Source organism: Vibrio mediterranei (assembly GCF_900088415.1).
GTDB lineage: Bacteria > Pseudomonadota > Gammaproteobacteria > Enterobacterales > Vibrionaceae > Vibrio > Vibrio mediterranei.
In genome coordinates, this window is the sequence record NZ_FLLQ01000008.1 from 40,502 (window position 1) to 66,046 (window position 25,545).

At 46.4% G+C, this 25,545-nt stretch carries 16 protein-coding genes; 12 read left to right on the forward strand and 4 right to left on the reverse strand.

Annotation, left to right across the window (positions count from 1 at the left end; translation table 11 throughout):
• Nucleotides 1-459: 459 nt before the first annotated feature.
• The 12 genes from gltB (VME0621_RS20090) to VME0621_RS20145 all read left to right on the forward strand — a co-directional run bounded on the left by gltB (VME0621_RS20090) (nt 460) and on the right by VME0621_RS20145 (nt 19,644).
• Nucleotides 460-5,007: a glutamate synthase large subunit gene (gltB, locus tag VME0621_RS20090; RefSeq protein ID WP_062459846.1), complete on the forward strand. Its 4,548-nt coding sequence runs from the start codon at nt 460-462 to the stop codon at nt 5,005-5,007.
• The gene (locus tag VME0621_RS20095) at nt 5,007-6,476 is read left to right on the forward strand and encodes a glutamate synthase subunit beta (protein ID WP_038223963.1); all 1,470 of its coding nucleotides are present in this window, start codon (nt 5,007-5,009) and stop codon (nt 6,474-6,476) included. The genes gltB (VME0621_RS20090) and VME0621_RS20095 overlap by 1 nt, the downstream gene beginning before the upstream one ends.
• Before the next feature lie 371 nt (nt 6,477-6,847).
• Entirely contained in the window at nt 6,848-11,311 is a 4,464-nt protein-coding gene (gltB, locus tag VME0621_RS20100; protein ID WP_062459848.1) for a glutamate synthase large subunit, read from the forward strand.
• Between the two features lie 18 nt (nt 11,312-11,329).
• The gene (locus VME0621_RS20105; protein ID WP_062459850.1) at nt 11,330-12,742 is read left to right on the forward strand and encodes a glutamate synthase small subunit GltD family protein; all 1,413 of its coding nucleotides are present in this window, start codon (nt 11,330-11,332) and stop codon (nt 12,740-12,742) included.
• Nucleotides 12,743-12,831: 89 nt separating this feature from the next.
• On the forward strand, nt 12,832-13,272 hold the full coding sequence (locus tag VME0621_RS20110; RefSeq protein WP_038223970.1) for a DUF1499 domain-containing protein: 441 nt from the start codon (nt 12,832-12,834) through the stop codon (nt 13,270-13,272).
• An 85-nt stretch (nt 13,273-13,357) separates the two neighbouring features.
• Nucleotides 13,358-14,053 (forward strand): 5'-methylthioadenosine/S-adenosylhomocysteine nucleosidase, encoded by a 696-nt coding sequence (mtnN, locus tag VME0621_RS20115; RefSeq protein WP_006072892.1) that lies wholly within the window; start codon nt 13,358-13,360, stop codon nt 14,051-14,053.
• Between the two features lie 48 nt (nt 14,054-14,101).
• Nucleotides 14,102-15,055, forward strand: a complete 954-nt coding sequence (locus tag VME0621_RS20120) for a cobalamin biosynthesis family protein (RefSeq protein WP_062459852.1) — start codon at nt 14,102-14,104, stop codon at nt 15,053-15,055.
• A 4-nt stretch (nt 15,056-15,059) separates the two neighbouring features.
• A complete protein-coding gene (gene btuF, locus VME0621_RS20125) occupies nt 15,060-15,878 on the forward strand; it encodes a vitamin B12 ABC transporter substrate-binding protein BtuF (RefSeq protein ID WP_062459854.1) in 819 nt (272 codons plus the stop codon).
• 113 nt (nt 15,879-15,991) lie between these two features.
• Nucleotides 15,992-16,600: a TRIC cation channel family protein gene (locus VME0621_RS20130; RefSeq protein ID WP_216610721.1), complete on the forward strand. Its 609-nt coding sequence runs from the start codon at nt 15,992-15,994 to the stop codon at nt 16,598-16,600.
• Nucleotides 16,601-16,715: 115 nt separating this feature from the next.
• Nucleotides 16,716-18,170 carry an ATP-binding cassette domain-containing protein gene (locus tag VME0621_RS20135; protein WP_062459858.1) on the forward strand — a complete coding sequence of 485 codons (1,455 nt, stop codon included), beginning with the start codon at nt 16,716-16,718 and terminating at the stop codon, nt 18,168-18,170.
• A gap of 3 nt (nt 18,171-18,173) precedes the next feature.
• The gene (locus VME0621_RS20140; protein WP_174522830.1) at nt 18,174-18,758 is read left to right on the forward strand and encodes a flavodoxin family protein; all 585 of its coding nucleotides are present in this window, start codon (nt 18,174-18,176) and stop codon (nt 18,756-18,758) included.
• Between the two features lie 31 nt (nt 18,759-18,789).
• Entirely contained in the window at nt 18,790-19,644 is an 855-nt protein-coding gene (locus tag VME0621_RS20145; protein WP_038223974.1) for a LysR family transcriptional regulator, read from the forward strand.
• Here VME0621_RS20145 and VME0621_RS20150 read toward each other — a convergent pair.
• The 4 genes from VME0621_RS20150 to carA form a co-directional block, all read right to left on the reverse strand.
• Entirely contained in the window at nt 19,586-20,365 is a 780-nt protein-coding gene (locus tag VME0621_RS20150; RefSeq protein ID WP_062459860.1) for a TSUP family transporter, read from the reverse strand. The genes VME0621_RS20145 and VME0621_RS20150 overlap by 59 nt on opposite strands.
• Before the next feature lie 97 nt (nt 20,366-20,462).
• Nucleotides 20,463-20,960 carry an outer membrane beta-barrel protein gene (locus tag VME0621_RS20155; protein WP_062459862.1) on the reverse strand — a complete coding sequence of 166 codons (498 nt, stop codon included), beginning with the start codon at nt 20,958-20,960 and terminating at the stop codon, nt 20,463-20,465.
• Between the two features lie 166 nt (nt 20,961-21,126).
• Nucleotides 21,127-24,351 (reverse strand): carbamoyl-phosphate synthase large subunit, encoded by a 3,225-nt coding sequence (gene carB, locus VME0621_RS20160; RefSeq protein ID WP_062459864.1) that lies wholly within the window; start codon nt 24,349-24,351, stop codon nt 21,127-21,129.
• Nucleotides 24,352-24,367: 16 nt separating this feature from the next.
• Nucleotides 24,368-25,507, reverse strand: a complete 1,140-nt coding sequence (gene carA, locus VME0621_RS20165; RefSeq protein ID WP_062459866.1) for a glutamine-hydrolyzing carbamoyl-phosphate synthase small subunit — start codon at nt 25,505-25,507, stop codon at nt 24,368-24,370.
• Between the last annotated feature and the right edge of the window lie 38 nt (nt 25,508-25,545).

Here is a 25,545-nt window from a genome sequence, read left to right on the forward strand (position 1 = left end):
AAGAAAACCATGCATCGTATCAACGAGCGGGAAAAGCATGCTTAACCAAAATCAATAAATATTCATAAAAACAACAGAAAAACGGCAAATGTTGCATGTATGTTATTAGATATATTCAAAAGTAGATAAAAAAAATGTGGAACAGACGTAACTTTCGTTGGAATTACACAGCGCAAAATTGTAGGATACTTACACAATTCTGCTGTTTTTGCCGTTTTTATTACAGTACGAATTAGTAGATTGAAGGTTGATATTCTACTCCCACCAACATATTCCACTGGATTGTGGAAAGATGACATTGAATATCACCACGGAATGTTTTTCTCGCAACACTTTTCCTGCGAGATGCAGAATGGACTCGAAAACTGCCCCCTCTGGCAGTCAAGAATCAAAATTACAAAGGACAAGGCACAATCACACACTCAAGTTGTGCCTAGATTAAACTGGAAGGAAGTATCTATGGTAGATAGAGAGCAGAATACACAAGGTCTGTATACTCCAGAGTTGGAGCATGACGCTTGTGGTATCGGTTTTGTTGCTCACCTAAAAAACCGTAAATCACACGAAGTAGTGACCCAAGCCCTGGATATGCTAGCGCGCATGGAACACCGTGGCGGTCAAGGCTGCGATCCATGCAGTGGCGATGGCGCAGGTATCCTACTTCAGAAGCCCCATGAATTTCTTTTGGAAGAAGCTGTTAAGCTTGGTATTAAGCTGCCTTCTTTTGAGAAATACGGTGTCGGTGTTGTTCTTTTCCCGAAAGACGAGCACAAACGCGCACAATGTCGTGACATTCTAGAGCGCAATGCACAACGTTTAGAGTTGGAAGTAATTGGATATCGTGTCTTACCAACTGACAACTCAATGATTGGTGCTGATCCATTGAGCACTGAGCCACAATTCGAACACGTATTCGTTTCTGGTGGTCCGGGCTGTACGCCTGAAGAGCTAGAACGTAAGCTTTACGTATTACGTAACTACACAGTACGCGTTTGCTTAGAAAGTGTGTCTAACATTGGTGATGACTTCTACATCAATTCAATGTCGTACAAGACACTGGTTTACAAGGGCCAGCTCACTACTGAGCAAGTACCTCAGTACTTCCTAGATCTACAAAATCCAACGATGGTGACAGCGCTTGCACTGGTTCACTCTCGTTTCTCTACCAATACTTTCCCGAAATGGCGCCTAGCGCAGCCTTTCCGTTACATTGCCCACAACGGTGAAATCAACACGGTTCGCGGTAACTTGAACTGGATGAAGGCGCGTGAAGCTATCATCGAATCTGACTTGTTCACACAAGCAGAAATCGACATGCTGCTCCCTATCTGTCAAGAAGGCAGCTCGGATTCATCAAACTTCGATATGGCACTTGAGCTCCTAGTTCTGTCTGGTCGTAGCCTGCCACATGCGCTAATGATGATGATTCCTGAAGCATGGCAAGAAAACAAAAACATGGATCCAGCCCGTCGTGCGTTCTACCAGTACCACGCGAACGTTATGGAACCATGGGATGGCCCAGCATCGGTATGTTTCACTGACGGTGTTCAGGTAGGTGCAACGCTTGACCGTAACGGTCTGCGTCCATCACGTTATACCGTGACCAAAGATGACTTCCTCGTTATGGCATCAGAATCTGGTGTTGTAGATATTGAGCCAGAGAACGTTGAGTTCCGTGGCCGTCTACAGCCAGGTCGTATCTTCGTTGCTGACCTAGAGCAAGGTCGCATCATCTCTGATGAAGAAGTGAAAGATGGCATTGCAAGTGCTCAGCCATACCAGAAATGGGTGGAAGAGAACCTACTTAGCCTGAAGAAGCTTCCAGATGCGAGCAACGAGTTCAGCCAACCTTCTCCTGAAAAGCTACTCCACAAACAGCAAGCGTTTGGCGTGAGCTCGGAAGAAGTAAACGAAATCATTGTCCCTATGGCAAAAGATGGCAAAGAGCCACTTTCTGCAATGGGTGCTGACTGGCCACTAGCGATCCTTTCGCACCAGTCACAACATCTGTCTAACTACTTTAAGCAGCTATTTGCTCAGGTTACCAACCCACCAATCGACCCGATTCGTGAACGTATGGTGATGTCTCTGAACACTTACCTTGGTAAAGATCAGAACCTGCTATCGGAATCTCCGGAGCACTGCCAAAAAGTTGAGCTAGAGTCCCCAGTTCTATCTAACTCAGAACTTGAGAAGCTACGTGCTATCGATAATGAGCATCTTCAAGCGAAGACTCTTGACATCGTTTTCCAAGCAAGTGAAGACGAAGGTAAGCTAGAACGTGCACTAAAACGTATCTGTCAATACGCAGAAGACGCGGTTATCGATGGTTACTCAATCATTCTATTAACTGACCGAGCTATCAACTCTAACCATGCCGCTATCCCAGCGATGCTGGCGGTAGGCGCGGTTCACCACCACCTAATCCGCAAAGGCTTGCGAGCTAAGTGTGACATCGTAGTAGAAACTGGCGATGCACGTGAAACGCACCACTTTGCAACGCTTGTTGGCTATGGTGCAAACGCGGTTAACCCATACCTCGTTATCGAGACTATGGTTGAGCTACAACGCACTAAGAAACTGGATCCGGAAACCAGCATCTCTGAGCTGTTCGAGAACTACCGTAAGTCGATCAACGGCGGCCTATTAAAGATTTTCTCGAAAATGGGCATCTCCACACTTCAGTCTTACCATGGTGCACAAATCTTCGAAGCGCTAGGTATCAGTAAGTCTGTAGTTGAGAAGTATTTCACGGGTACGGTTTCACGTATTCAAGGCCTTACCATCGATGATATCGCCAAAGAAGTCTTGGTTCGTCACCGTATTGGTTTCCCAACACGTGAAATTCCAGTTCAAGTTCTTGATGTGGGTGGGGTTTATCAGTGGAAACAGCGTGGTGAAAAGCACCTGTTTAACCCAGAAACTATTTCCCTACTGCAAGAGTCAACTCGCAACAAAGATTACTCTCAGTTTAAGAAGTATGCGAAAGCCGTCGATGACCAAGGCGATAACGCTGCGACTCTGCGTAGCCAATTAGACTTCGTTAAGAACCCAGCTGGCTCCATTCCGGTGGAAGAAGTTGAGCCAATTGAAAACATTCTGAAGCGCTTTGCTACAGGTGCGATGTCATTCGGTTCTATCTCTTACGAGGCTCACTCAACACTTGCTGTAGCCATGAACCGTATCGGTGCTAAGTCTAACTCAGGCGAAGGCGGTGAAGATCCAACTCGTTTCGAACGTAAAGAAAACGGTGACTGGGAACGCTCAGCAATTAAGCAGGTTGCATCAGGTCGTTTCGGTGTCACGTCTTACTACTTAACTAACGCTGATGAGCTACAAATCAAGATGGCTCAAGGGGCTAAGCCAGGTGAAGGTGGTCAGCTTCCTGGTGATAAAGTCGATGATTGGATCGGTGCGACTCGTCACTCAACGCCAGGAGTTGGCTTGATTTCACCACCACCACACCACGATATCTACTCAATCGAAGATTTGGCACAGCTGATCTACGACTTGAAAAACGCTAACCGCGCGGGTCGCGTTAACGTGAAGCTAGTATCAGAAGCAGGTGTAGGTACTATCGCCTCAGGTGTTGCAAAAGCGAAAGCTGACGTTGTCCTGATTGCGGGCTTCGACGGTGGTACTGGTGCTTCACCAATGTCTTCAATTCGCCATACAGGGCTTCCTTGGGAGCTTGGTTTGGCAGAAACACACCAAACGCTTCTGAAGAACGGTCTACGTAACCGTATCGTGGTTCAATCTGATGGTCAGATGAAAACGCCACGTGACCTTGCGGTAGCAACTCTACTTGGTGCTGAAGAATGGGGCGTCGCAACCGCAGCGCTTGTGGTTGAAGGCTGTATCATGATGCGTAAGTGTCATAAGAACACCTGCCCTGTGGGTATCGCAACACAAAACAAAACACTACGTGAGCGCTTCGATGGTCGCGTAGAAGATGTTGTTACCTTCTTCCAATACATGGCTGAAGGCTTACGTGAAGTGATGGCTGAACTTGGTTTCCGCACTATCGATGAGATGGTGGGTCAATCTCACAAACTAAAAGTTCGTGAAGATATTGGTCACTGGAAATATAAGAACCTCGACCTAACACCTGTACTACATATTGAACAGGCTCGTGAGCAAGATGGCGTTTACAACCAAACGGAACAAAACCACAACCTAGAACAGGTTCTGGACCGTAAGTTAATTCAAGCAGCGATTCCAGCACTTGAGAAGGGCGAAGCCGTAAATGCTGAGTTCCCTATCATCAACACCGACCGTTCAGCTGGTACCATGCTGTCGAATGAGATTTCTAAAGTCTACAAGGACCAAGGTCTACCTCAACCAATGAACGTGAAGTTCACTGGCAGCGCAGGTCAATCATTCGGCGCTTTCCTTGCTAAAGGCGTTAAGTTTGAAGTGGAAGGCGATGCGAACGACTACTGGGGTAAAGGTCTGTCAGGCGGTACGTTAGTACTCTACCCTGATGCGAAATCAACGATTGTCGCTGAAGATAACATCGTGGTTGGTAACGTATGTTTCTACGGTGCAACGTCTGGTGAATCCTTCATTCGCGGTATGGCTGGTGAGCGTTTCTGTGTACGTAACTCTGGTGCTAAAGTCGTTGTTGAAGGTGTCGGTGACCACGGTTGTGAATACATGACTGGCGGTGCGGCCATCATCCTTGGTTCGACAGGACGTAACTTTGCGGCTGGTATGAGTGGCGGTGTTGCCTACGTTTGGGATACAGCGGGTGATTTTGAAACCAAGCTAAACCCTGAATTGGTCGACCTAGACCCAATCGAACAAGAAGATCGCGAACTACTTAAAGATATGCTGACTAAGCATGTAGAGTTCACAGGAAGTGAAGTCGCTCAGTCGTTCTTAGATAACTTTGAAGTAAGCCTAGCGTCACTCGTTAAGGTTATGCCGCGTGATTACAAAGCGGTACTTCAAAAGCGCAAAGCAGAAGCTGAGCAAGCTCAAACGGAAGAAGTGGAGGCAGTATAATGGGTAAGCCTACTGGATTTTTAGAACATGGTCGCGAGCTTCCAAAGAAGCTCGACCCAGCCGTTCGTATTGAAGACAACAAAGAGTTCGTACTAAACGAAGAGTTTGGCGACAAAATCAATACTCAGGCTTCTCGTTGTATGGATTGTGGCGTGCCGTTCTGCCACAGTGGTTGCCCAATCGGCAATATTATCCCAGAGTTCAACGATGCCGTATATCGTGATAGCTGGGAAGAAGCTTGGAACATCCTAAGTTCTACTAACAACTTCCCTGAGTTTACAGGTCGCGTCTGTCCGTCTCCTTGTGAGAGTGCTTGTGTACTGGGTATTAACCAAGACCCTATCACTATCTGTAATATCGAGAAAACTATCGTTGAAACAGCATACCGCGAAGGTTATGCAAAACCGAAAACGCCACGTTCTCGTTCTGGTAAAACTGTTGCTATCATCGGTTCTGGCCCTGCTGGTCTCTCTGCCGCTGAACAGCTCAACAGTGCAGGTCACTCTGTGACTGTATTTGAACGCGATGAGAAAGTGGGTGGCCTACTTCGCTTCGGCATCCCAGATTTCAAACTGGGTATGGACATCATTGACCGTAAGATCAATCTGATGGCAGAAGCTGGCGTTGAGTTTAAAGTAAACCAACATGTGGGCGTTGATGTTAATGCTCAGCAACTGCGCCAAGAGTTTGATGTGGTGCTGTTAACAGGTGGCTCTACCGTTCCTCGTGACTTACCTGTTCCTGGACGTGAACTTAAAGGCGTACATTTCGCTATGGAGTTCCTTGCTCAGAATAACCGTCGTGCTAACGATATGGATCTGAAAGGCGAAGAAATCCACGCTAAAGATAAGCACGTTGTGGTTATCGGTGGTGGCGATACAGGTTCTGACTGTGTGGGTACATCAAACCGTCACAAAGCGGCGAGTGTTACTCAGGTCGAAATCATGCCGATTCCACCAGAAAAACGCCCTGCGAATATGCCTTGGCCTCAATACCCAATGATTATGAAAACAACCACTTCTCATGAAGAAGGCTGTGACCGTCATTGGAATATCCTGACAAAAGAATTCATCGGTAACGATGAAGGTCAAGTAACAGGTCTTCGTATTGCTGACATCGTATGGAAAGACGCTGCGCCAGGTGAACGCCCAAGTTTTGAAGAAGTGGCTAACTCTGAGCGTGTCATTCCTTGTGATATGGCATTCCTAGCAATGGGCTTCTTACACCCAGAACCAACGGGCGTATTAGCACAACTTGATATCAAACTGGATGAGCGAGGAAACGTAGCGTCACAAGGTTTCCAAACCAACCAGCAAGGTGTTTTTGCCGCAGGTGATATGCGTACTGGTCAGTCTCTGGTCGTGCGTTGCATCAACGAGGGACGTGAGTGTGCACGTGCCATCGATGAATACCTTATGGGCAACACCAACCTTGAAGCGAAAGCAGATTCATTAATGCTTTCAGCCTAAAGGTTGTCTGTCTGGTTACACCAATAAGTAACTAACAGTATTCCTTCCTAATTTGGCCAGCAGTTTGCTGGCCTTTTTTGTGTCCGTCTTCATTGCAACCCCAACAAACTGTTAACCTTCTCACTATTTCACAGCAATGACTTGTCACTTATCGCAGATAAATCGTTTGAATTTCTGAATCATACACAACAAATTTCTGAAAACTTGACCTTTATCGCCATAAGCTATACGTTGTGAGGTTCGTGAAAATAGAATAGATACAATTTGTTAAGTTTATAAATTCTAAAAATTTGACGCAAATAACAACAAAAAGTCATTAAAAAGCATTAATTTACTGTCAGGATGACAGCAAGCTCAAAGGGAGAAAGGCAATGGCTCTTTACGATCCAAGTCTTGTAAAAGACAACTGTGGATTTGGTCTTATTGCGCATATGCAAGGTCAGCCCAGCCACAAACTGGTTCGCACCGCAATCTCAGCATTAGACCGCATGACTCACCGTGGCGGTATCAACTCAGATGGAAAAACAGGCGACGGATGTGGCCTACTACTCCAAAAACCGGATTCTTATTTTAAACTCATCGCAGAAGAAAATGGTTGGAACCTTGGCAAACAATACGCCGTAGGCATGCTATTTCTTTCCAAAGACCCGGTAAAAGCGCAGTCAGCGAAAGATATCATCAACCAAGAATTGTCACAGGAAACACTCACTGTTTCCGGTTGGCGAGACGTTCCTACCAATGATGACGTACTTGGTCCAATCGCACTGAGCTCGGTACCTAACATCGTTCAAGTCTTTATTTCTGCACCCGCAGGTTGGCGTGAACAAGATGTTGAACGACGCTTATATATAGCCAAACGTCGCATTGAAAAGCGCATCATCGATGATGAAGATTTCTATATTTGTAGCTTATCGACGCAAGTGATCGTCTACAAAGGGCTGTGCATGCCAGCTGATCTTCCACGCTTCTATCTCGATCTTGCTGATCTCCGCATGGAGTCATCGATCTGCCTATTCCACCAACGTTTCTCAACGAATACTCAACCTCGCTGGCCATTAGCACAGCCATTCAGATATTTGGCGCACAATGGTGAGATCAATACTATTGAGGGGAATAGACAATGGGCAAAAGCGCGTGCCTACAAGTTCGCATCACCGCTCCTGCCTGACTTACAAACAGCTGCACCATTCGTGAATGAGACTGGCTCAGATTCATCCAGCTTAGATAACATGCTGGATCTGTTCCTGTCTGGAGGTATGGATATCTTCCGTGCCATGCGTATGCTTGTGCCACCAGCATGGCAAAATCACCCAGATATGGATCCTGATTTGCGTGCCTTCTATGACTTCAACTCCAAACACATGGAGCCATGGGATGGACCCGCTGGGATCGTATTATCAGATGGTCGCTATGCCGCATGTAACCTAGATAGAAACGGCCTACGTCCAGCGCGTTACGTGATTACCAAAGACAATTTGATTACCTTAGCGTCTGAAGTGGGTATCTGGGACTACGCGCCTGATGAAGTTGCAGAGAAAGGTCGTGTTGGCCCCGGCGAGCTGCTTGTTGTCGATACTCAACAAGGTGAGCTATGGCATTCAGAAGACATAGATAACGATCTAAAGAGCCGTCATCCTTACCGAGAGTGGATGGAAAACAACGTCCACAAACTGACCTCCTTTAGTGAATTACCGGACGACCAAGTCGGAGCTCGCAGTTTTGATGAACCCCTGCTGAAAACCTATCAAAAGCAGTTCGCTATGACGAACGAAGAGACGGATCAGGTATTACGTGTTTTAGGTGATATGGGCCAAGAAGCCGTCGGCTCTATGGGTGATGATACCCCAATGGCAGTCCTCTCTTCTAAAGAGCGCTTGGTCACCGACTATTTCCGTCAGAAATTTGCTCAGGTCACCAACCCACCAATTGATCCACTGCGCGAAAAGCATGTGATGTCATTGGCGACCAGTGTTGGTCAAGAGATGAATGTATTTTGTGAGACCGATGGTCACGCTTATCGAGTCACATTCGACTCTCCAGTACTCCTTTACTCTGATATGCAGCAACTGTTAGAGCTGAGTGATAAGCACTATCGCAATACTATTTTGGACATTAATTACGACCCAAATGAGAAAGATCTCAAGCAAGCTCTGCTTGACCTTTGCGATAGTGCCGAGAGCGTCATCAAGCAAGGAACCGTTTTATTGGTTCTTTCAGATCGAGCTCTAGTCAAAGGAAAACTACCTATTCCGGCAGCAATGGCCGTCGGCGCGGTGCAAACTCGTTTAATCGAAGCCAACTTACGTTGTGACGCCAATATTATCGTTGAAACTGCAACGGCCCGAGACCCTCACCAATTTGCTGTATTGCTTGGTTTCGGCGCTACGGCTATCTACCCTTATTTGGCCTATGAAGCACTTGGTAAACTGATCGATGATGGTGCTATTGATAAGTGCTACCGAGACGTGATGCAAAACTATCAATACGGTATCAATAAAGGTCTGTATAAAATTATGTCCAAAATGGGTATTTCCACCGTTGCCTCCTATCGCTGCTCTCAGCTGTTCGAAGCCGTTGGTCTGCACACCAATATCGTCGATCTTTGCTTCAAGGGAGTGACTACTCGTATACAAGGTGCAAACTTCGAAGACTTCCAACAAGACCTGTTTAATCTTTCTAGAAAAGCATGGGCTAAACGCAAGCCTGTCGAGCACGGTGGACTACTAAAATATGTTCATGACGGCGAATACCACGCCTACAACCCAGATGTTGTTGGTACGCTGCAAAAAGCAGTGAAAAGTGGTGAATCATCTGATTATCAGACGTTTGCCAAACAAGTAAATGAACGTCCTGTGTCTATGCTGCGCGATATGATGGCGCTTAAAAAGTCAGACTCACCACTGGCACTAGACAAAGTCGAGCCGAATGCAGAGCTGTATAAACGTTTCGACTCTGCTGCAATGTCCATTGGTGCTTTAAGCCCAGAAGCTCATGAAGCACTGGCCATGGCGATGAATAAGCTTGGCGGATATTCTAATTCAGGTGAAGGTGGCGAAGATCCGCGTCGATTTGGCACTAATCGTAACTCTCGCATTAAACAAATCGCCTCTGGACGTTTTGGTGTCACGCCGCACTATTTGACCAATGCCGATGTGTTGCAAATCAAAGTGGCTCAAGGCGCTAAACCCGGTGAAGGCGGACAGCTTCCTGGCCATAAAGTGACAGCGGAGATTGCCAAACTGCGCCATTCAGTACAAGGTGTTACCTTGATTTCCCCACCTCCTCACCACGATATCTATTCTATTGAGGATTTAGCACAGCTGATTTTCGACCTTAAACAAGTCAACCCAAATGCGCTCGTGTCAGTTAAGTTGGTGTCTGAGCCGGGAGTTGGCACTATCGCAACAGGAGTAGCAAAAGCCTACGCCGACCTTATCACTATTTCCGGCTACGATGGCGGCACTGCGGCGAGTCCACTAACGTCGGTCAAATACGCAGGTTGTCCTTGGGAACTCGGTCTGGCTGAAACTCAACAAGCTCTTGTTGCCAACAACTTAAGACACAAGATTCGTCTTCAAGTTGATGGAGGTCTTAAAACAGGGCTTGATGTAGTCAAAGCTGCAATTTTAGGTGCGGAAAGCTTTGGATTTGGTACTGCACCAATGGTGGCTATGGGTTGTAAGTTCTTACGTATTTGTCACTTGAATAACTGTGCCACGGGCGTAGCCACTCAGGATGAGACCTTACGAAAAGAGTACTTTAAGGGCTTACCTGAAATGGTGGTCAACTACTTCACAGGTCTTGCTGATGAAGTAAGAGAGTTACTCGCTCAGTTAGGAGTAGAGAAGCTTACTGATCTTATCGGTCGTACTGACCTGCTCGAGAGTCTCGAAGGTATGACCGCGAAACAAGCCAAGCTTGACCTGTCGAATATCTTGGAGGCCCCTATCTCTCCTCTTTCGCTGCCTTTGTACTGGACAGAGCCAAATCAGCCGTTCGATAAAGCACTGCTAAACCAAAAGATTGTCGAAGAAACACAAGCTGCGGTCGAGGCTAAATCAGGTGGTAGCTTCTACTTTGATATCCGTAATACCGATCGCTCTGCAGGAGCGAGACTCTCAGGTGAAGTCGCCAAACGTTATGGCAACCAGGGAATGGCGAGTCGCCCTATTAAGCTTTACCTCGATGGTACAGCGGGTCAGTCTCTTGGGGTATGGAACGCGGGTGGTGTTGAAATCTATCTAACCGGTGATGCTAACGACTATGTAGGCAAAGGCATGGCTGGCGGTAAGCTGGTCGTGAAGCCGCATGTCGGTACAACATTCACTTGTAATGAGGCCACTATCATTGGTAACACCTGTTTATATGGCGCCACTGGCGGTAAGTTGTTCGCCGCAGGGACCGCTGGCGAGCGTTTTGGTGTCCGTAACTCAGGCACGATTGCAGTTATCGAAGGTGCAGGTGACAACGCTTGTGAGTATATGACTGGTGGCATTGTGGCGATTCTAGGAGCAACAGGCGTGAACTTCGGTGCCGGTATGACGGGCGGCTTTGCCTATGTGATGGATACTAACGAGGACTTTGAAGGGCGTGTGAACACCGAATCTGTCGAAGCTATCTCTTTATCCGATCTCTATATTCACCAAGAACACCTTCGTGGACTGATTGCCGAGCATTTAGAAGAAACCGGCTCTGTGCATGCTGAGAATATTCTGGCGAACTTTGATGAATGGATTCCAAAGTTCTACCTAGTCAAACCAAAAGCTGCGGATTTACGCACACTACTTGGTCATCAAAGCAGAAGCGCCGCTGAGCTGCGCGTTCAAGCACAATAATTGGAAGGAGCCAGAATTATGAGCCAGAACGTATACCAATTTATTGATGTGAACCGCGTCGACCCGGCTAAAAAGCCGCTCAAGGTTCGCAAAATTGAGTTTGTAGAGATTTACGAACCCTTTACGAAACAACAAGCAACCGCTCAAGCAGACCGATGTCTTGACTGTGGTAACCCTTATTGTGAGTGGAAATGCCCCGTTCACAACTATATCCCTCAATGGCTTAAGCTGGCGAATGAGGGACGAATCATTGAAGCTGTCGAGCTATCACATCAAACCAACAGTCTACCTGAAGTCTGCGGACGAGTTTGTCCACAAGATCGCCTTTGTGAAGGCTCGTGTACACTCAATGAAGATTTTGGTGCCGTTACTATAGGTAATGTCGAGAAATACATTACCGACAAAGCCTTTGAAATGGGCTGGAAGCCGGATATGTCCCATGTGGAGTGGACGGACAAGAAGGTGGCTATCATAGGTGCAGGCCCGGCGGGACTCGCCGCTGCAGATATCCTAGTTCGCAATGGTGTTAAGCCCGTTGTCTTTGACCGCTACCCAGAAATCGGCGGACTGCTGACATTCGGTATCCCATCGTTCAAGTTGGAAAAGGATGTCATGTTAAACCGACGTCGAATCTTTAGCGAAATGGGCGTCGAGTTTCAGCTCAATACTGAAGTGGGCAAAGATATCGACATGGCAACACTAGTCAGAGACTATGATGCAGTATTTTTAGGTGTCGGCACTTATAAAAACATGCGGGCAGGTCTGACAAATGAAGAGGCTCCTGGTGTATTTGATGCCCTACCATTTTTGATTTCCAACACCTACAAAGTTATGGAGTTGGAAGCCTCTGATCCTTTCATTGATATGAAAGGTAAAAAAGTGGTCGTTCTTGGTGGTGGTGATACAGCTATGGACTGTGTCAGAACGTCTATTCGCCAAGGAGCTAGTAGCGTTGTCTGTGCTTATCGACGAGATGAGGCTAACATGCCGGGCTCCCGACGCGAGGTAAAAAATGCTCGTGAAGAAGGCGTGAACTTTATGTTCAACTTGCAGCCTCTAGGCATAGAGGTGGATGCCAATGGCAACACATGCGGCGTTAAAGTAGTGAAAACGGCACTAGGTGAGCCCGATGAGGCTGGTCGTCGTCGTCCAGAACCAGTAGAAGGCAGTGAACACGTTCTTGCCGCTGATGCTGTTATCATGGCGTTCGGTTTTCAACCGCACCAGATGTCATGGCTTGAACCTCACGGTGTAGAACTCGATCAATGGGGACGGATCAAAGCTCCAGCCTCTCAAGAATTTATGTATCAGACGACCAATGAGAAGATCTTCGCTGGTGGTGATGCAGTTCGTGGTTCAGATCTCGTGGTTACTGCCATTGACGAAGGGCGCAAAGCGGCAGAAGGCATACTAGACTTCTTAGAGGTCTAACACCAGACACGCCATTCCGATCTTCATCAATCAGAATGACCATTGTTTTCTTAGCCCAGCCTAGCTGGGCTTTTGTTTAAGGGATGATTATGACATTACCCAAGTGGCTTACACTTTCTTCAGTGATGATCCTAACCGCATGCGGTGCAGGTTATAAAACAACAACGGACCGGACAGAGCAACCCTGTGGCGATAGTCCTCGGTGTGTTTCAACTCAAGATAGCCGAGAAGAGTTTACACTTGCCCCATTCACATTGACGCCAAACACCAATATCAATCAGATAGAACAAGTCGCCTTAACCCTTCCGAATGCCGAAGTTGCGGCCAAAGAAGGCAATTATCTGCGAGTCGAATACACCTCCAGTGTTTTTCGCTATGTCGATGATATGGAACTAAAAATTGAAGGAGACCAATTATTGGTTCGCTCCGAAGCTAGAATTGGCTATTACGACTTTGACGTGAACCGTGAAAGAGTTGAAGCATTTCGCCTCAAGTTGATCGAATCAGGACTGATTGAAGCAAACCCTTGAGTAATTGCTATAGCAATGGTTGGGCTGTGCAAAGACTATTGCTATACTGCACGCCAAATACGTTTTCCAACCTGAGAGAATCTCTATGAAAATCGGCGTAATCGGCGCAATGGAACAAGAAGTTTCCATCCTAAAATCAGCATTAACAAACCTTGTTGAAACTAAAAAAGGCGGTTGCACCTTCTTTACTGGTCAACTTAACGGTGCAGACATTGTCTTGCTACAGTCAGGTATTGGCAAGGTAGCGGCAGCTGTAGGAACAACGATTCTTCTTAGCGATTACCAACCTGATGTGGTTATTAACACAGGTTCTGCAGGTGGCTTTGAGTCTTCACTCAACCTAGGAGATGTCGTCATCTCCACTGAAGTTCGTCATCACGACGCTGATGTGACGGCATTTGGCTATGAAATTGGTCAGATGGCGGGTCAACCAGCGGCCTTCGCTGCCGACGCTAAATTGATGGAAACAGCAGAACAAGCGCTTGCACAGATGAAAGATAAGCACGCAGTACGTGGTCTAATTTGTACTGGTGATGAGTTTGTATGTCGTCCAGAACGTCAAGAAACTATCCGTAAAAACTTCCCTGGTGTTATCGCTGTCGAGATGGAAGCATCAGCTATCGCACAAGTTTGCCACCAGTTCAATACACCTTTCGTCGTGGTACGTGCTATCTCTGACGTGGCAGACAAAGAGTCACCAATGAGCTTCGAAGAATTCCTACCTTTGGCAGCACAAAGCTCGTCTGAAATGGTAGTAAATATGGTGGATTTGCTTAAGTAACCCTTCAACTTAAGCCTCCTAAGGGAAATAAAACGCAAGGACTGCTGAATGAGCTCTTTTCTAGAGAGTTTATATGGAAATGGCGCACTGCTGGTAATGTGGAGTGCGCTGTTATTTCATCTGCTAATTCCAATCCCCTCCGCCGCTCATCCTGTTCGATTTTGGCAACAGATTGCTGCGCTAGTGGCAGATAAAGTCAATTCTCCATCGTCAACAAACGAGCAACAACACCTTGCGGGTTGGCTTGCCCTGTTACTAATGTTAGTCCCCACTGGCCTAGTACTTTGGGCTCTTGAGCCATTAGTTTGGAAGCCAGAATTCTATCAATTAGCCTTGCTTCTCTTGGCCATTGATTGGCGCAACAACGAACAGTACGCCCACAAACTTATTAATGCCCTCGCTCAAGAAGATAAAGCCAATGCGCGTAGACTGCTTTCAACCAAAGTAAACCGAGAGACCAACAACCTATCGCTTCTGGGCATAGGCAAAGCAGGCTCTGAAACTCTACTTCTGAGTTATGCTAGAAACGTAGTCGGCGTGCTGTTTTGGTACGGCGTTAGTGGTGGTGTTGGCGCTTTGCTGTATCGACTGACTTTAGAGCTCGCTCGCAATTGGAGTCCTAGCCAAAAAGGCTTTGCTAGTTTCGGTAAGCCTATTGCTTGGCTATTTTCACTGTTGGATTTCGCACCCCAGAAGCTGTTTTCAATACTCATGTTTGCTGGTCTGCCCATTACCTCGATTAAACACGCCATAATGCAAGCTAAATCGTGGCATAACCCAGTCACGGCTTGGCTCATCAGTGGCTGTGCACACCGTTTTGAGCTTGCTCTTGGTGGGCCAGCTATCTATCAAGGTGAAAAACTTCAGCGAGCACGTATCGGCGGAAAAGTAGCACCATCAGCTTATCACTTGGCCTTGTTGCAGAAACACATTGCTTGGCGTATCTATTTTTGGCTAGTGATGCAGAGTCTAGCCATGTTTATCATTCACAGAGGTTTCTAATTTCATGAAGAATTGGCTAATACTTGTCATTACTTTTTTGGCAACTCAACATGCTCTAGCAGACACACAACGTATTATCAGTTTAGCCCCTCATGCTACGGAACTGGCGTATGCCGCAGGACTTGGCGATAAGCTTATCGCAGTAAGTGAATACAGTGACTATCCAGAGCAAGCGAAAGAGTTGGAGCGAGTGGCCAATTACCAAGGTATCAAATTGGAACGAATCGTGGCGATGCAGCCTGACCTCATTCTTGTCTGGCCAGCGGGAAACCCTGCTCGTGAATTGGAGAAACTAGAAAAGCTGGGATTTAACCTATTTTACTCACAAACCAAAACTCTCGATGATATCGCTACCAACATCGAGAAGTTAAGCCAATATGCCGATGACCCTTCCATTGGCTTAAACGCAGCCCAAGAATTTCGTCGAGGTTTAGCGCAGTTAAAGCAAAAATATGACACAGAAACACCCGTTCGCTACTTTTACCAGCTAAGTGAAAAGCCCATTATCACCTTAGCGCAAGGCAGTTGGCCGAGCGAAGTGTTTGAGTTTTGTGGTGGTGAAAATATTTTTGCCGATAGCAAAGCCCCCTACCCACAAGTCAGCCCTGAACAGGTAATAGTTCGCCAGCCTCAAGCCATTTTTACTTCAGAGCATGCCATTAAAAACGGCACCATGTGGCACAAGTGGCAGCAGGAGTTACCAGCCGTTAGCCAACATCATGTGTGGTCATTGACGTCTGACTGGCTAAACAGACCAACACCAAGAACACTTCTAGCCATACAACAGGTTTGCCAGTATCTGGATCAGGTAAGAACTCAATAATAATTGAGAGATAGATCACATTCAGCTACGAACCACTAGGCGCAATCGTTAAATCCCGTAAAATTGGCGAACTTTCCTTTTAATGCTTCAGTGAGAAACTAGCTGTGGATTCCATGCTCTATTTGGTCGACTTATTTGGTACGGCAGTATTTGCGATATCAGGAGTGATACTCGCAGGAAGACTCAGGATGGATCCTTTTGGTGTAATGGTACTCGGTAGCGTCACTGCGATAGGTGGCGGCACGATTCGAGACATGGCACTCGGTGCAACGCCAGTTTTCTGGATCACCGACAACACTTACCTTTGGGTCATTTTCATCACCTGTATTTTGACCATGCTATTGATTCGCCATCCACGTCGACTTCCTTGGTATGTGTTACCAGTGTGCGATGCCGTTGGTCTTGCGGTTTTTGTCGGTATCGGTGTTGAGAAGTCAATGCTATTCCAAGACTCCTATATGGTTGCAGTCATTATGGGAGTAATTACCGGATGCGGTGGCGGTATTATTCGGGATGTACTGGCTCGCGAGGTTCCTATGGTACTGCGCCGTGAGGTATACGCAACAGCCTGTATCATAGGTGGTGTTTTCCATACCTCAGCTCTGTTACTTGGTGCTTCTTCAGAAGTAGCCTTCTTGTGTTGTATTGTTGCAACGCTGGTTATTCGCTTAGGCGCTATTCGCTGGCACTTATCCTTACCTACGTTTGCTTTAGATAAGTAACCTGATTACCAAAAGCTAGAGATAACAATCTCTAGCTTTTACTCTTCATTTTTCCCTTTCGCTTTAGTATGTTGGTTAATTCATCGTCTCTCAGACCAATGACAGGGAAAAGTCTATGGATGTCATCTTCAATCACGTTTCTTTTGACCAAGCTGGTTCTATCTCTATTCCAGATTGGCGCATTCAATCTGGTGAACATTGGGCAGTATTTGAAACCCAAGGCAATGTAGGCTCCTTATTGGGCGACTTATTGTGCCAAGAAATCTTTCCTAAAGAAGGGGAGATTCTTGGTTTACAAACCGGCATTGCACAAGTTTCTTTAGCAGAGCAGCAGCGATTACTTGAACTGGAAAATGCCAATGACGATACCGACTTTATGGATCGAATCGATTTTGGTCGCACCGTGACTCAACTGGTATCCGAGTTTGCCAGCAACGAAACTGTAGCAGAGCAGTTGATTCAAGAGCTGGATCTTTTGCACTTAAAAGAGCGAGGCTTTAAGCAACTATCAACCGGCGAAACACGTCGCGTTATGTTAGCCAGAGCATTAGCAACCTCACCTAAACTGCTTATTTTGGATGAGCCATTTGTCGGCTTAGATACGTTGCATCGCAAGATGCTCGCCGACTACCTTCGCGACCTATCACTGCATATTCAATTGGTGGTGATCACCTCAAGGGAAGATGAAATCCCTGTTTGGGTTAATCATGTCGCCATGTTTGAAGATGGTACATTGACCGAACAACTAAGCTACCAGCAATGGCGCGCTCACCCTGTCATTTCGCAGCTACTGGCTCAATCTTCAGCGCAAAGCGAACAATGGCTTGCGCTAATTCGTAAGCATCAACATCAATCGAAGTTTCCAGACCCCTTGGTTAAAATTACCGACGGACACGTAGAATACGTCGACCAAAAAATATTCTCCGGCGTGAACTGGCAGATTAACAATGGAGAGCACTGGCAAGTTCGTGGACCAAACGGTTGTGGAAAAAGTACATTGCTCGGCATGATCTTTGGCGATCATCCACAATGTTATAGCAATGACATTCTGATTTATGGTTTGAAGCGCGGCAGCGGAGAAACCGTGTGGGACATCAAGCAGCATACTGGCATGGTCTCTTCTGCACTTCACTTGCAATATCGTGTCAGTTGCAGCGCCTTGGAAGTCTTGCTATCGGGCTTTTTCGACTCTATCGGACTTTATGATAAGCCTAGCCAAAATCAGATAGATGCGGCGAAAGAGTGGTTAACGCTGCTTCATATGGAGCACTTGCACGACCGTTCTTTTAAGTCCCTCGAATATAGTCAACAAAGACTCCTTTTAATTGCTCGAGCTATCATCAAGCAGCCTACTATCCTTATCTTGGATGAGCCTTATCAAGGGCTTGATTTTCTAGGTCGTAAGCTGGTGATGAATGCCCTCGATATGATAGCCAAAGAAAACTTAAGCCAGTTGCTCTATGTCTCCCATTATGTGGAAGATGAACTAGACAGCATTCACTATTTTGTCGATTTTATTAAAGATGAAGACGATGAATACTATCGCGTTGAACTCACACAGCCTATGTAGGAGATTGAGATGTCAAACATCGCTATTGTTTACTTCTCTAAGAGTGGAGCGACACGAGCACTCGCAAAAGCCATTCAAAGTGGCATCGAGTGTGCGCTCTATAGTGCCACTCTGTTTGAGATTGAGAGCTGTGATATTGAAGAGGGTCGTTACGTCAATAATCATTTACTTTCATCACTAAAGCATTTCGATGCTATTGTTTTCGGAAGTCCTACTTACATGGGTTCGGCCAGCGCTCAATTTAAGGCGTTTATGGATGCGAGTAGCGATGAATATGTCCAACTCAATTGGCGTAATAAGCTTGCCGCAGGATTTACCATGGGCGGTAGTCTCAATGGTGAGCAACAACAAACGCTGCTTGGTTTCTTTGCCTTAGCCTGCCAGCACGGTATGATTTGGGCAGGGTTAGATGTTTCAAAACACACAGATAACAAAGCTTTGAACCGCACAGGCTCCTCAATTGGCTTAGTGGCAAGCTACGATGACAATGAGCAAGTTCACCCTAATGACTTAGAAACTGCACATTACTTTGGTCGCCGAATTGCTGACTTAGCCTACCAACGTCGTCGTCAGGTTATGTTAGAATAATAAAATCCATTCCCAATTTTCATCAAAGCGTATGCTATTGGAAGGCATTGAAACCTTACTCGTGCTCTCACAAGAAAAAACTATGAGCCGTACTGGCAGCAGACTGTATATCAGCCAGTCGGCGGTCAGTAAGCGAATAGCCAATCTAGAGAGAAAACTTGGTAAAAAGTTAATCGAGCCAGAAGGGAGGCAAATAAAACTAACTCCTGACGCTCTCTCTCTTATCGACCGTGTTGGTCCAAGTTTGCATGAGCTTCGCGGATTAATTGCTGAAGAGCAGACCCTTGATGATCAAACGATTATTCGCGTGGATTGTTCGGAAACCTTAGTGGCAGGTTATCTCAGTGAAGTATTTCCCACGTTGCTGCTTAAAGACCCATTCCTCACCATTACCACCAACCATACGCCCCGAATCATTGAACACGTTAAAGCTGGGGACGCGGCGATTGGACTCTGTGCAGGGCATCTTAATAGTCGTCTTGGCCTGCACGCTACCCATCTATTTAACGAACCGTTTCGAGTCGTGAGCCATCAACCGCTTACAGCACCGCCCGCTAAGCTCATCACTAACGACCTCAACAATCCGGCGAATACCTATCAAGCGGGCTTGCTTCAGCAAGCGGGTATTATTCCTAGCATGCAGATGGACTCGTATACTGCAGCAGCGCAGTTGGCAATCAAAGGTGTCTCTGCCGCTTTGGTTCCATTATCAATTATAAAAACCCTTCACATTGATGAAGGGCTTTGCTTTGACTTCGATTTTCTTGCTACGTTGACACGTCCCGTGCACCTTGTTTATCGTCCCTCGGCACTGAAATTAGAACGAGTTAGAACAGTGATTGAAACCATTGAGGATGCTGTTCCCAAAGTAGCTTCAATGCCATGACCATTGACATGACCACAACCAATGGGCGGATGAATTTTTTCCCCTTAGATACAACGACCTTAGCTCCCATTCTGGCACCCAAAAAACCGCCCACTGCCATAACTAAGCCGATTTCCCAAACCGGTAAGCCTGCAATAATGAAAAAGATTAATGCGGCTAGATTGGAAGTAAAATTGAGCACTTTGGTTTTTGCTGTCGCATGAACAATCGACAGTTGTGCGATGGCGACAAAACAAATGGTAAAGATAGAACCGGTACCCGGTCCAAAGAAGCCGTCGTAGAATCCGACACCAGTACCTACAGAAAAGGCAAATAGGGTTTCTGACATTTTAGGTTTGCCACCGCCCTCTCCTGCTTGTGGAGCCAGCAAAAAGTACAGAGAAATCCCCAGCAGTAAAACTGGAATCAAGCTCGTCAGCACCCCTGCATCAATATGCTGTACTAATTCAGCACCAACTGCAGATCCTATAAAAGTACATAGAATCGCAAGTCGCATTTCCTTGAGGTCAACAATACCATTGCGCACAAAATACCAAGTTGCCGAAAAGCTACCAAATGAGCTTTGTAACTTGTTAGTTGCCAATGCTTGAGTTGGGGGAACGCCGACTGACAGGAGAGCAGGAAGAGTAAGTAACCCGCCACCACCAGCCATCGCATCAATAAAACCCGCTAATCCTGCCACCAGGAATAGGAGTCCAAGAATTTCTATCGTAACTTCCATTATGCTAACTCAACGTGAAATATTGTCTCATTTTACTCGCGACAAATATCAACACTAGCGAAATCATGGATACAAACCTATTCCCCGAAGGAATTAATTAGAAGCAGTAACTTAAGCCGATATTGACAGCATTACCTTTATAAAACTTGCTATGAGCTAAAGAGACATATTCTAATGACCCTTTAAGTTTATCCGTAAAGGTATAAGAGACTCCGGCACCTCCCGAAAAATACCCTTTAGTTTGACTACTTGCGGAATATTCTTTCGCAAAGTTGACCCCAGCTAAGGCGTAGATCGAAAAAGTGTCATTGAGTGGATAGCTTGCTTTGGCATAAATTTGCGACTGGTGCTGAGGCAAAGAACTTGAACGATTGAGTGCATAGAAATATCGTCCCTCAAGGGCAAAATGCTGATTGAATGAGTACCCTGCCTGAAGTCCTAAATTACTAATATTGGAAGTCGATTTGTCAACGCTCTCATCCGCTGCTCGCACCGCACTATATATGGTACCTAGGTAAAAACTATCGTCAGCCAAAGCTGAAAAAGACAATGTCATTGCCGCCGTTAAGATAGATAAAGTATGTTTAATTTTCACTGCTAATTTCCTACGTTTTAATTGGGGGTAGGAATATAACGACTAAAATAATTGTTTAAAAAACACTCTCTGAATAAAGAATGCGACAAAAAAAGCCCGCTCAAATGAGCGGGCAATGAGGTTGTCTAAAAGGCAGGAGTTAGACCTGCTTCTTAGTTTTTATCTATTAAGCACTTTTTACTTGTGCGTGAAGCTCTTGAACCGATGTCACTGTCGACTTCGCATCTGCGGTATGAGACATACAGGTTGCAAACGCTGCATTTAGCGTTGTGGTGTAGTTCACTTTCTCCGCAAGCGCGCCACGACGTAGAACTTTTGAGTCCTCAATCGCTTGACGACCTGCTGCCGTGTTAACGATGTAGGTGTACTCGTTGTTCTTGATACGGTCTAGGATATGTGGACGACCTTCGTGTACCTTGTTTACAAGACGAGGGTTGATTCCAGCTTCACCTAAGATTACTGCTGTACCGTGTGTTGCATCTAGTTGGTAGCCAAGCTTCGTTAGCTTAGAAGCTAGGTCAACCACGCGCTCTTTATCACCTTCACGAACAGACAATAGCGCACGACCACCTTCAGGGTAAACATTGCCACAACCTAGCTCTGCTTTCGCATAAGCTTCAGCAAATGTCGCACCGACACCCATTACCTCACCAGTAGAACGCATTTCTGGGCCTAATAGTGGGTCAACGCCAGGGAACTTGTTGAATGGCAGTACCACTTCTTTCACTGAGTAGTAAGGAGGAATAATCTCTTTAGTGAAGCCTTGCGACTCTAGAGATTGACCCGCCATAACACGAGCAGCAATCTTAGCAATAGGTGCACCTGTTGCTTTCGATACAAACGGAACGGTACGCGCTGCACGTGGGTTAACTTCAATCAAGTAAACCTTGTTGTTCTTAACCGCAAACTGAGTGTTCATTAGACCACGAACACCCAACTCAAACGCTAGCTTTTCAACTTGCTCACGCATTGTATCTTGGATTTCTTGGCTTAGCGTGTATGCAGGAAGTGAACATGCTGAGTCACCAGAGTGAACACCTGCTTGTTCGATATGCTCCATAATACCGCCGATAACCACTCGCTCACCGTCACATAGTGCGTCGATGTCAACCTCAACGGCGTCATCTAGGAAGCTATCTAACAGAACAGGAGACTCGTTAGAAACACTCACAGCTTCGTTGAAGTAACGACGTAGATCTTGCTCGTCGTAAACAATTTCCATTGCGCGACCACCTAGTACATACGATGGACGAACAACCAATGGGAAGCCGATTTCGCGAGATTTCTCTACCGCTTGCTCCATTGTCGTTACTGTTGCGTTTTCTGGTTGTAGAAGGCCAAGACGGTCTACCGCTACTTGGAAACGCTCACGGTCTTCTGCACGGTCGATAGCGTCAGGGCTAGTACCAATGATTGGCACACCAGCAGCTTCTAAAGCACGAGCCAGTTTCAGAGGCGTTTGACCACCGTACTGAACGATTACGCCTTTCGGTTTCTCTACTCGAGCGATAGCCAATACATCTTCCAGTGTAACTGGTTCGAAGTACAGACGGTCAGACGTATCGTAGTCAGTTGAAACCGTTTCTGGGTTACAGTTAACCATGATGGTCTCGTAACCGTCTTCGCGTAGTGCTAAAGATGCGTGTACACAACAGTAATCAAATTCGATACCTTGGCCGATACGGTTTGGACCGCCACCTAGGATCATGATTTTGTCTTTATCTGTTGGATTCGCCTCACATTCGTCATCATAAGAGGAGTACATGTAAGCGGTATCAGAAGAGAACTCAGCCGCACAAGTATCAACGCGCTTGTACACTGGGTGGATATCGTATTGGTCACGCAGACGACGAATTTCGCTTTCCGCTACACCTAGAATCTTAGATAGGCGCGCATCAGCAAAACCTTTACGCTTAAGCTTGTTTAGCTCTTGCTTATCAAGGCCTGCAAAACCTTTCGCTCGCAGTTCTTGCTCTAGTTTCACAATCTCTTCGATTTGAACTAGGAACCAACGGTCGATTTGTGTCAGGTTGAAGACACCATCTACAGATAGACCTGCACGGAATGCGTCAGCGATATACCAAATACGCTCGGCACCAGCTTCTTTCAGCTCGTGGCGGATTTTAGACAGTGCATCAGGAGCATCAAGGTCAACCATTTCGTCAAAGCCAGTCGCGCCAACTTCTAGGCCACGAAGCGCTTTTTGTAGCGACTCTTGTTGGTTACGACCAATCGCCATTACCTCACCAACTGACTTCATCTGTGTTGTTAGACGGTCGTTAGCGCCAGCAAACTTCTCGAAGTTAAAACGAGGAATCTTAGTTACTACGTAGTCGATAGTTGGTTCGAACGATGCTGGTGTGGCACCACCCGTGATATCGTTCATCAGTTCATCTAGTGTGAAACCAACCGCTAGTTTCGCTGCAATCTTAGCGATAGGGAAACCCGTTGCTTTAGACGCTAGAGCAGAAGAGCGAGATACACGTGGGTTCATCTCGATGATAACCATACGGCCATCTTTCGGGTTGATACCAAACTGAACGTTTGAACCACCTGTTTCAACACCAATCTCACGCAGTACCGCTAGAGAAGCGTTACGCATCAATTGATATTCTTTATCTGTCAGCGTTTGCGCTGGTGCGACTGTGATTGAGTCACCCGTGTGAATACCCATTGGGTCGAAGTTTTCAATCGCACAAACGATAATGCAGTTGTCCGCTTTGTCACGAACCACTTCCATTTCGTATTCTTTCCAACCGATAAGGGATTCATCGATAAGAAGTTCGTTCGTTGGAGAAAGGTCTAAACCACGGCGACAGATTTCTTCGAATTCTTCTTTGTTATATGCGATACCGCCACCAGTACCACCCATAGTGAAAGAAGGACGAATGATACAAGGGAAGCCAACCATATCAAGAACCGCGTACGCTTCTTCCATAGTTTTCGCAGTATCAGCGCGTGGACATTCTAGGCCAATTGATTTCATCGCTTTATCGAAGCGAGAACGGTCTTCTGCTTTATCGATAGCGTCGGCTGTTGCACCAATCATTTCCACACCGAACTCTTCAAGTACGCCGTGCTTCTCTAAGTCAAGTGCACAGTTCAGCGCGGTTTGACCACCCATTGTAGGTAGAACCGCGTCAGGACGTTCTTTAGCGATGATGTTACGAACAACTTCCCACTGAATAGGTTCGATGTACGTCGCATCCGCCATGTCCGGGTCAGTCATGATTGTTGCAGGGTTCGAGTTCACTAGAATAACTCGATAACCTTCTTCACGTAGCGCTTTACACGCTTGTGCGCCAGAATAGTCAAACTCACAAGCCTGACCGATAACAATCGGGCCAGCACCAAGAATTAGAATACTTTTAATGTCAGTACGTTTTGGCATTCTCAACTACTCCGAATTACGCTTTGTGTTTTTTAATCAGTTCAATGAAGTGGTCAAACAATGGTGCAGCATCGTGTGGACCTGGGCTTGCTTCAGGGTGACCTTGGAAGCTAAATGCCGGCTTATCAGTGCGATGGATACCTTGAAGCGTACCGTCAAATAGAGACTTGTGCGTCGCACGCAGGTTTTCAGGTAACGTCTCTTCATCAGCAGCAAAACCGTGGTTCTGAGAGGTAATCATCACTACATTGCGATCGAGATCTTTTACCGGATGGTTGGCACCGTGGTGGCCAAACTTCATTTTTACAGTTTGTGCACCTGATGCTAGCGCCAAAATTTGGTGACCCAGACAGATACCGAAGATAGGCAGTCCGTTATCTAGGAAAGTCTTAGTTGCCTCAATAGCGTAAGTACAAGGTGCTGGGTCGCCAGGGCCGTTCGATAGGAATACGCCATCTGGATTAAGCGCGAGCACTTCTTCCGCTGAAGTTTGCGCTGGAACCACCGTTAGGCGGCAGCCGCGGTCAACAAGCATGCGCAAGATGTTACGCTTGGCACCGAAGTCGTAGGCAACAACGTGATATGGCAATTCACTGTCGTCTTTCGCTTCAGGAAGTCCACCCTCGAGCGTCCACGAACCTTGTTTCCATTGATACGTTTCTTTTGTTGTAACCTCTTTCGCAAGATCCATACCTTTCAAGCCAGGAAATTCTTTTGCTTTAGCAAGTGCTAGAGCTTCATCTAGGTTATCGCCCGCTACGATACAACCGTTCTGCGCACCTTTTTCACGAAGAAGGCGAGTCAGTTTACGTGTATCGATATCAGCAATACCAACGATGTTCTGAGACTTGAGATAGTCTGAAAGGGATTGTTCGTTACGGAAGTTTGATGCGATAAGAGGAAGATCGCGAATCACAAGGCCTTGTGCGTGGATTGCTGAAGACTCTTCGTCTTCTTTATTAGTACCAGTATTGCCAATGTGAGGATAAGTAAGAGTTACGATCTGTTGAGAATAGGAAGGATCAGTGAGGATTTCTTGGTACCCCGTCATCGAGGTATTAAAAACAACTTCACCAACGGATAAACCATCTGCTCCAATGGAAACACCGTGGAACACTGTCCCATCTTCTAGGACTAACAGTGCTGATTTACTCAAGACAACCTCCAGAATAAAAATGCATAAATTTTAAATTA

Excerpts from the sequence above, each read along its gene's own strand:
- mtnN (WP_006072892.1), top strand. The coding sequence starts at position 13,358 with ATGAAAATCGGCGTAATCGGCGCAATGGAACAAGAAGTTTCCATCCTA.
- VME0621_RS20095 (WP_038223963.1), top strand. The coding sequence starts at position 5,007 with ATGGGTAAGCCTACTGGATTTTTAGAACATGGTCGCGAGCTTCCAAAG.
- VME0621_RS20150 (WP_062459860.1), bottom strand. The coding sequence starts at position 20,365 with ATGGAAGTTACGATAGAAATTCTTGGACTCCTATTCCTGGTGGCAGGA.
- VME0621_RS20130 (WP_216610721.1), top strand. The coding sequence starts at position 15,992 with ATGCTCTATTTGGTCGACTTATTTGGTACGGCAGTATTTGCGATATCA.
- VME0621_RS20110 (WP_038223970.1), top strand. The coding sequence starts at position 12,832 with ATGACATTACCCAAGTGGCTTACACTTTCTTCAGTGATGATCCTAACC.
- VME0621_RS20135 (WP_062459858.1), top strand. The coding sequence starts at position 16,716 with ATGGATGTCATCTTCAATCACGTTTCTTTTGACCAAGCTGGTTCTATC.
- carB (WP_062459864.1), bottom strand. The coding sequence starts at position 24,351 with ATGCCAAAACGTACTGACATTAAAAGTATTCTAATTCTTGGTGCTGGC.
- VME0621_RS20105 (WP_062459850.1), top strand. The coding sequence starts at position 11,330 with ATGAGCCAGAACGTATACCAATTTATTGATGTGAACCGCGTCGACCCG.
- VME0621_RS20120 (WP_062459852.1), top strand. The coding sequence starts at position 14,102 with ATGAGCTCTTTTCTAGAGAGTTTATATGGAAATGGCGCACTGCTGGTA.
- gltB (WP_062459848.1), top strand. The coding sequence starts at position 6,848 with ATGGCTCTTTACGATCCAAGTCTTGTAAAAGACAACTGTGGATTTGGT.
- VME0621_RS20145 (WP_038223974.1), top strand. The coding sequence starts at position 18,790 with ATGCTATTGGAAGGCATTGAAACCTTACTCGTGCTCTCACAAGAAAAA.
- btuF (WP_062459854.1), top strand. The coding sequence starts at position 15,060 with ATGAAGAATTGGCTAATACTTGTCATTACTTTTTTGGCAACTCAACAT.
- gltB (WP_062459846.1), top strand. The coding sequence starts at position 460 with ATGGTAGATAGAGAGCAGAATACACAAGGTCTGTATACTCCAGAGTTG.